Here is an 8,299-nt window from a genome sequence, read left to right on the forward strand (position 1 = left end):
CCGCGAAGCTGACCGGCTGAACAAGGCATACAATGGAAAATTTCGCATACTGAAGGGCATCGAGGCGGACATCCTGGCGGATGGCTCGCTCGATTACCCGAATCATATCTTGGAGCAGTTCGATTTCGTCGTCGCGAGCGTGCACAGCCGCTTCAAGTTGCCCAAGAAGGAACAGACGGAGCGTATCATTGAGGCGATCGGAAATCCTCGGACGACAATCCTCGGGCACATGACCGGTCGCCAGCTGTTGCGCCGGCCCGGTTATGATCTCGACGTCGACAAAGTCCTCAAAGCGTGTGCAAAACACGGCGTCGCTGTCGAAATCAACGCACATCCTTGGCGACTCGACCTCGACTGGCGCTGGCATCAAAAGGCACTCGATCAGGGCTGCATCTTCAGCATCAATCCGGACGCTCACTCGATCCGCGAGCTCGACCACATGCATTGGGGGGTCGAGATGGCGCGCAAGGGCGGTGTCCCTGCGAAGCGGGTCCTGAACGCGATGCGTTTGACGGCCCTCCTTGCGCATCTCGCACGGCGCAGGCAAACGTCCTAACCTGCTTGTGCGCCCGGCCTATCAGCGCAGGAGTCCGTCATTCTCAAAATCTTCCCAGCCGCGCAAACTGGAGTGCGAGTTCTCATCGGGGCCATAGCCAACTGAAGCTGCAGTTCCGCGGCCGCTTCTTTGAGCACGTTTCATAGCGGCCTTCCCCGCGGCTCGCCGCCTATTCTCTGCAGCTGTCGCTGCGTCCTGTTCGCGCCAGACCGTAACCAGGTCGCGGTCAAGCACATCCTCCACGTGCTGCGGGTCGAACACGTGAAAGGTGATGTTCCTTGCCCGCCCGCGGAGTTTCACCGTTTTCGTCCCGGCGCTCTGCAAGCGACCATCTTTCAGCCAGCGGTGCCGTTCGGCCGTCGAGATCGTCAGAATGTCCTCGATTTCACGGGGGATTACGGGCAGGTCTTCGATATTCTGCAGTGCATTGGATACGATCCCGAATACCACCTGCACATCATTCTCGGTGCCCTCAGACAGGCGCAGGGTAAGCACGCGGGACTCGATATGGAGCAGTTTCCTGAACTCCGTTGGAAGGCGGGCGCGTATTTCAAGGAAAATACCCCTCGCTCTGACGGACGATCCAAGCGTTGCAGCCGGGGTTAAAGGCCACTCTCCAATCAGTTTCGCTGTTGCATTGATTTTTCGGCGTGTGGACATGCCCCTTTATATAGGTCACCGATTGTCGGCAGCGATGAGCCGATCGCAAAGCCAGCAGAGTTCTAATCCGCCAGCGGTCTGAACCATGATGCCCAAAGGCGCAACCACGATTGTTAGCGGGGCCGCTGATTGTCGTCGCCTTGCGCTTACCGACAATTGTGCTTCACCCGTTCCGGGCTTCCTTGTGGGTGCCGGGACCAACATGTGATCTCCATAATGCGTAAGAGCCGGAGGCCCATCGCCGGCGACAAGCGATCATTGCAGAGAAAGGTTACGATCGATCGGATGCCCGCGGCCTTCACCCGAAATGTTGCTGGGCGCCTCCTTCGACAGCGCGCCCATGCGAGACGTCCTGGCCGGGCGCGCCGCCTGTTGAGAGCGACGATCGCGAATGCGCGAACGGCTGGACGGCAGGTGAAGCGGGGTCGCGATAGGCGCATATCGGACTTGCTAGCCGTCGAACTCCGGCTTATCCGTTCGTCCGCCCATTATCCGGCTGGACAGCGCCGCGCCCTTGGGCTGTTCAAAGTGCGCTTGCATCTTCCCTACGCCGACAAGCGTGGCCGTTGTATCGCCGTAGTGTCAACCCGCTGAAGTCCGGCGGTGCTTTCTCAGCCGAGTGATCGCCGACTTGTCGACCGTGATCACCCCGCCGCAGTCAATCCGCACAGTGAGTTTGTTTGCTCCGCGATCGATGCGGGTGACGTCCCCAACAAGAACCACTCGGTCTCCGGCCCGGACTTTTGGGTGGCGGATCAATCGTATAAGGATGGTCATACGAGGGAATGCTCACCCTGGCGCGCCCGCTGGGGAGAATCGTGATGACGGTACCTGCTAGTGAAACCTCATCGCCAACCTCAAATTCGCGAGGCATGTTAACGTGCAGCATGGTCTTCCTCCCGATGCTTTCCCTAATTGACGCTTTGCTAAATTAATGCCCGGCCAACCAGGTTGGTTGTTTGCAATCGACTTCGTACGGTTCCGCACAGTTCCAAGCTGGTATGCACTCCCAGTTGGCCTCGGATCGGTATTGTGTGCGTCAAATTCTGCAGAAATGGTTTGACAGTCAGCGATGACCTTGGCGCGCCCCGTCCAGCCACGTGTTAGCGGAGCGGCGGACTTCCTCTCGGTCCGGCGATGGCCACAAACGAGGAGCGTGGAGCTGAAATCGATCTTTCGCCTTCAGGTACGTCGTTCCGGTAAATTCGAAGAATGCCGACGCCGGAAGCAGGTATCGAGCGCGCTTTGATGCTACGGCAACGCCTACAAGCAATTTTCGCTATGTTCCCTTGGCGGCAATGATCGATGGGCATCCTCGATCGTTGCCGTCCGCCGCCGCTCCTATTCAGTTCCAAGCCGCGGAGCTCGCTCGTCGACATCGGAGCCGGTGTTAACCAGCTTCCGCGCCGATCCCTCACTTCAAGATCGCTACGTTCCCACCGATCACCGCTTGGCGCTGTCGCTGTCCGCTTCGGCCCGCGCAAGGAACTGCTCGGTCGTTGAGGCAAGATGGGTTTTCAGCCAATCCGCCATCGCGACTTCCTCTCGCAGGTTCTCTTCGCAAGCCCGAAGAACCTCGGTTTCGCCGAGCGATCGAGCAGCGGCAATCAGGATCGTGTAGGAGGCGATTTCCATGTGCTCGAACGTGTAGCTCGCCAGCGATCCTTTCATCACCTCGTCTCCAGCGAAGACGCCGCTCAGCGATTGCGCCATCGCCGTCAGCTTGCCGCCAGCATCCTTCATCGTGGATGAACCCTCGTCCATCTGATCGAGACAAGTCTTCAGCCGGGCAGCCTGCTGCTTAGTCTCGTCGAGGTGCTGTCGGATTCGGTCGCTCAGTTCGGGATAATTCTCGATACGACTCAACTGCCCGTTCAACATCGTCTCTGCCTGCTCTTCCATGGCATGAGCGTCTCTAAGCCATTGGACAAACCATTCCCGACTTTCTGACATTTCGAATCTCCTTTGCTACTCAAGGAAAAACTTTCGGAAGAAGACATTGTTCCGGAGCAAAGCCCGCCGAACGGCCCTTGACAGTCCCAGAGGATCAGCGACGTAGCGGATCTCAATTCACCTCACGAAGATCCTCAGCAATGCGGGTGAAGGCCAAGATGGCGGAAGATCGGCGCAAGGAAAACGGGCCATGGACGCGAGACGCGCCGATCAACCACACCTGCTCGCCGCTGCGCGTTCCATTACAAGGTCCAACTGGCACTGGCCCGCCTCCTCGCCATCCCACGCGGCGACGTATTGAAGCGCCCCGCATGGCATACCGCGACCGCCGTCTGTCGTCCCGGGCAAGTAAGAACGGCAAGCAGATGAAACTCCCAGCGCTCGGCGAAGCTGAAGCGGTTTCTTGAGGAGGCGCTGATCGCGGCCGCTGGCGCTCCGCATTGAGCCTCGTGCCTCACCGCACCATCACGTTCGCAAGGAACGCGACGGCCTCTCCGCTCGTTGATTGCTTTTCGAATCGAGCCGCCGTCATGCCCTCCATATCGATACGCAAAACGGAATACGATCCCGACAGAAGAATCCTCTCGGTCTGGTTCGTGGCCAGCGGTAAGCGGTGCGAGTTTGAGGGGGTACCGCCGGAAACTTTTGCCGCTTTCCGGGCGGCATTCGCCAAGGGCCGCTATTTCAACGACCATATCCGCAACAATTTCCGCTACCATCTGGTTGCGACCCATAGCGACCCGGGATGACCTGACCTGCCGGTGTCTCAATCGTCCTGTCGCTCCAACCGGCGGTTGGTGGACGCGTCGCCGCTGTTGCCCTAAGTTCGCTTTCGGTCCGCGCGCACCTCGCAAAGCCCACCCCCGAAGTCCCTGCCTGGTGCAAAGGCGCTTGATCGGTCCCGCCGCCCTGGCAGTGTGCGGCGGGATTTTTTGCGCTCCAGGTGGAACACCGGGGTGCGGGCAAGGTTCGGTGCACGCAGTACATCCTCCATACGATATTGCTGCACGATCGGCTGACTCCGATCCGGCCCGCGTCTCCTCAATCCAGAGACGCGGGCTTTTGGCGAATGTCTGTGGATCAGCGCGCCATCAGGTCTGTTCAGCGCTAGAGTAGAGGCGATCGCGTATCTATCTGACCGAAAGCAAACAGAAGCGAGGCGTGCCCCACTGAAAGCACAAGCAAGCGCAAAGGTTCATAGACTGATGCTCGGCTGGCGGCAACTTGCTCGCCAGCCGAGTTGAGTTCACGCGGTGGTCGGGGGAGACTGGCCAGCCACACGCTGGTGATTCCAACCTGTGCCGATGTGCCAATCAGCAACCTTCGTCCGTCTTTTTCACCTGGCCTGGCGCGGCGGTGTTGGCGGTCGTGTCCTGCTGACCTGCCGCAGCCTGCTGAGCGCTGCCAGTCTGCTGGCCGGGCGCGCAGTCTCTGGCCGAGTTCGGATTTGTGGTGCCGCTGGTGGTGGTCGTGTCGGTGCCCTGATCGCCGGACATGTTGGTCCCGCTGCTCGTCGTGCCGGTGCCCTGACCCGTCGTACTGGGCATGGAACGGCCTAGGCGATGATGGACGTTGAGGTCGGCTTGCGCGTGAGCTGAAAACGGACATTCCTATGGGTCGCAGAACGCCCGACGGGCGACCCCTAGCTGACATTTGCCTTAGATATTTTCCGGCGTGACTATTTCGAAAGGAATTGATCGCTGAAGGGTGGCGAACGGTGCTTGTGGTCCAATGACATCAATCATGGTTTGGACAAGAAGGGCCGAGGTTGCGTCGAGCGGATGACAGAGAGCTGCAGTGATCAACCCTTCAGACAGTCCCTTTCGGGTTTCGGGTCCAATATCACGGCAAACCAGCTTGATCCCCGAACGCTTCTCGAGAGTTGCCTCCCTTAGCGCACGGAGGACGCCGGTTATTCCGCCGCCGACGATCAGAATGCCCACAAGGTCGTCAGTCGCCTTCAGCAACTCGGCCACCATGCGGTACGCCTCACTCGATTCCTCATGGGTCGGACGACTTTCCTCCACTATCAGCCGCGGAGCATGCTCGCGCAAATAGGACCGGAAGCTGGCGTCTGCGACATCCTGGCATTGATACCGGTGGTTCCCTATGAACACCGCGATGCGACCAGGGCCATGTGTGGTCTGGGTGATCAGGAAGGCTGCGGTGCGCCCCAGCTTCCAGTTGTCTGTGCCTACATACGCCGCCCGTTCCGGCGCTGATTGGTCGGTAATGTAAGAGATGACGGGTTTCCCGATCTCCTTCAGAGAACGGATGGCCTGGCCAATGATCGGATGATCTGCGGCGACTACAGCGACAGCGTCGCACGACTCGCCGAGCGCGACGAGGCGGCTCGAGATAGTCTCCGGTGTAAGCAGATCCACAAAGTCGATAACCGGCTCGATCACCTCGTCCCGGCGATCGCGACAGGCGGCAACGATTTTCTTGCCGAACAGCTGGTAGAGATCGCGAGTGGACTGCTGCAGCAGGAACCCCAATCGGTATTGTGGCGATAGCTGACGGGCCCGGTTGTCAAGCGCACCGATGCCGTAAAATCCTATTTCCGCCGCAGCGCTTTGAACGCGTTGAACAGTTTTCGGGCGCACGGAAACGGTCCCATTCAGAATTCTGTTTACGGTCGCTGCGGATACGCCTGCGGCGATAGCGAGATCGCGAATTGTCGGCCGAGTCATGAACCTCACCTTCGTTTGTATCATGATGATTGAGCTTAAATGATACAAATATCATTTTGATATTATTTTCGACTACTACAAATATCAACCCTCCGATATGAAATGTGCCAGCTAGGGTGTGATCGGATGATGGCTCCCGGCGGCTAGATCCACGCTCAAGCCTGATCCGGGCACGGAGGTGCTGTTACGATGGATGACCTTCAGTATGGGACACGCGACAAGCGCGGCAATTGGGCGCCGCACCGCCGCGCCGAACCGGCGCCGTTGTGGCATCGTCCGTTCAATGCAAGAAAGGTCATCGCCTGGCTCCCTGAATTTTTTTGGCCGTGGAATGCTTTCCACATCGCCACATCGCTCCTCTGGGTGAATTTTCTCATCCCGAACTGGCAGAGCCTGGCAAGCTTGTCGCTGCTCAACTATTTTTGGCTTTACGGTCTGAACGCCGCCGGCATTTTCCTGTTTTATGGCTTCTTCGAACTGCGCTTCTACGTTCATCGTCGGCAGGGCACGCGCTTCAAATACAATGCCAAATTTCCGTCTGATGTGCCGTCCGACGTTTTCTGGTTCCAGCGCCAGAACCTAGACAATTTCCTGCGGTCCTTCTTTGTCACCATCCCGCTGTGGACGGTGGTCGAGATCGTGATGCTGTGGGTCTACGCCAACAGCTGGGCGGTCTGGCTGCCCTGGACGACCAATTGGCTCTACTTGTCTTTCTTGGTGCTGCTCGCGCCGTTTGTTCACGAGGTTTATTTCTTTCTGCTGCACCGCGCGATCCACTGGCCACCTGTCTATAAGTGGGTCCATTCGGTTCACCACAATTCGATCAATCCCAGCCCATGGTCGTCTCTTTCCATGCACCCCGTGGAAGGCTTCCTGTATCACGCCGAGGCGTGGCTGCACCTGCTGATCCCATCCAACCCGGTCTGCGCCTATTTCACGCTGCACGGCGCCGGCTTTGGCGCGGTCAACGGTCATCTTGGCTTCGAAACGTTTGAACTGACCGACAAGTTGAATCTCGATAGCCATTCTTATGTGCATTACCTGCACCACAAGTACTTCGAGGTGAACTACGGCGGAGACGGTCTCGTGCCGCTCGATAAGCTGTTCGGTACCTGGCACGACGGTAGCAAGGAGGCCGACGACGCGATGAAGGCGCGCTTCCTCAAAAAGAAGGAGAAGCTACGCGCCAAACAGCAAGCCCGTGGCGCAGGCTCGGGTATGCCGGCGGAGTGACGGAGAGGCATCAGCGCCTATGAGGAGAGGGCGCGGGGCAGCAGAACTTAATTGAACACCTGCAGGGCGGGTGAAACCTGGGAGGACTACTGTGAAGCTTTTAAAGACACTCATATCGGCAACGGTTTTGACTGCATTCAGCACCGGGGTGACACTTGCCGCCAACATCTTCGTGATCGGCGGCAAACCGGACGATCCGTTTTGGTCGATCGTCAAGCGGGGTGCCGAAGACGCCGGCAAGGTGGTCGAGGCCCAGGGCGGTAAGGTCACCTGGCTCGGTCCCCAGAACTATGACAATCTGGGTGTGGACGCTGCCGAGCTGATCCGGCAGGCAATCGACCAGAAAGCCGATGCCATTGTCGGTCCGGACTGGGTGCCAGAAGCAATGGATCCTGCGTTCAAGGCCGTCAAGGATGCCGGCATTCCGCTGGTCATCTACAATGCTGGCGGGTTGAAGGCGGCCGATCGCCTCGGCGCGCTGAACTACGTCGGCTCTGACGACTACAAGGGTGGCGTCGCGGGCGGCGAGTACCTGGCCAAAGCCGGCAGCAAGAAAGGCGTCTGCATTAACACCCTGCCCGGCGCCGCCAATATTGAGGCCTTCTGCGGCGGCTTCAAAGAGGGGATGAAGAATGGCGGCGGCGAGGCCGACGTGTTGCCCTTGCCCGCCACGTCGTTCGGTTCAGCTACAGCTGTTGCGCAGGCTGTGAAGGCCTATTTGCTGCAGCACTCGGACGTGACCGCCGTGTTCACCATCGGTAACGTTGACGCCAACTCCGCCATGAACGGCCTCACCCAGGCCGGAAAAAGTGATAAGGTTCATCTCTGCGGCATCAACTTCGACGAGACCATCCTGAACAACATCAAGGATGGGAAACAGGCCTGCGCGATTGATCAGCAAGGCTACCTGCAGGGCTACCTCGCCGTGGCGATCCTCAACGGCAATGTAAACTACGGCCTCACCGTGCCCACTCGTGAGATCCTGACTGGACCCGGCATCATCGACAAGGCTTCCGTAGATGCTACCATCGCTGGTGTGAAAGCCGGGACGCGATAGCCCTTTATTCCGTGCCGCCCTCGCATGGAGCGGGGGCGGCCATCCGCCGGCCTGATGGGCGCAGATCATGCCAAGATAGTCGCCGAGGAGCTTCCAGGCGCAAAGCTCCAATTGATCTGCGACATGGATCAGCAGCGCGCTCGCCTG

8 protein-coding genes are annotated in these 8,299 nt (G+C 58.9%); 4 read left to right on the plus strand and 4 right to left on the minus strand.

The features are described from left to right. On the plus strand, nucleotides 1–556 hold a 556-nt coding region (locus NKH89_RS35420), incomplete at its 5' end, for a PHP domain-containing protein (protein WP_352911972.1). 21 nt (nucleotides 557–577) lie between these two features. Here NKH89_RS35420 and NKH89_RS35425 read toward each other — a convergent pair. Then, nucleotides 578–1,216, minus strand: a complete 639-nt coding sequence (locus NKH89_RS35425) for a hypothetical protein (RefSeq protein WP_352496206.1) — start codon at nucleotides 1,214–1,216, stop codon at nucleotides 578–580. 1,443 nt (nucleotides 1,217–2,659) lie between these two features. Then, nucleotides 2,660–3,169 carry a ferritin-like domain-containing protein gene (locus NKH89_RS35430; RefSeq protein WP_352483325.1) on the minus strand — a complete coding sequence of 170 codons (510 nt, stop codon included), beginning with the start codon at nucleotides 3,167–3,169 and terminating at the stop codon, nucleotides 2,660–2,662. 530 nt (nucleotides 3,170–3,699) lie between these two features. Here NKH89_RS35430 and NKH89_RS35435 point away from each other — a divergent pair. Further along, nucleotides 3,700–3,918, plus strand: coding sequence for a KTSC domain-containing protein (locus NKH89_RS35435; RefSeq protein ID WP_352496205.1), 219 nt, complete (start codon nucleotides 3,700–3,702; stop codon nucleotides 3,916–3,918). 564 nt (nucleotides 3,919–4,482) lie between these two features. Here the strand turns inward: NKH89_RS35435 and NKH89_RS35440 are convergent. Further along, a complete protein-coding gene (locus NKH89_RS35440; protein WP_352911976.1) occupies nucleotides 4,483–4,716 on the minus strand; it encodes a hypothetical protein in 234 nt (77 codons plus the stop codon). Nucleotides 4,717–4,827: 111 nt separating this feature from the next. Further along, entirely contained in the window at nucleotides 4,828–5,862 is a 1,035-nt protein-coding gene (locus NKH89_RS35445; protein WP_352911979.1) for a LacI family DNA-binding transcriptional regulator, read from the minus strand. Between the two features lie 189 nt (nucleotides 5,863–6,051). On the opposite strand from NKH89_RS35445, the gene NKH89_RS35450 reads away from it, so the two are divergent. Continuing rightward, nucleotides 6,052–7,095, plus strand: coding sequence for a sterol desaturase family protein (locus tag NKH89_RS35450; protein ID WP_352792028.1), 1,044 nt, complete (start codon nucleotides 6,052–6,054; stop codon nucleotides 7,093–7,095). 112 nt (nucleotides 7,096–7,207) lie between these two features. Beyond that, entirely contained in the window at nucleotides 7,208–8,152 is a 945-nt protein-coding gene (locus NKH89_RS35455; RefSeq protein WP_352911982.1) for a sugar ABC transporter substrate-binding protein, read from the plus strand. The last annotated feature ends 147 nt before the right edge of the window (nucleotides 8,153–8,299 follow it).

The sequence above is a fragment of the Mesorhizobium sp. M0923 genome (assembly GCF_040319365.1).
Taxonomy (GTDB): domain Bacteria; phylum Pseudomonadota; class Alphaproteobacteria; order Rhizobiales; family Rhizobiaceae; genus Mesorhizobium.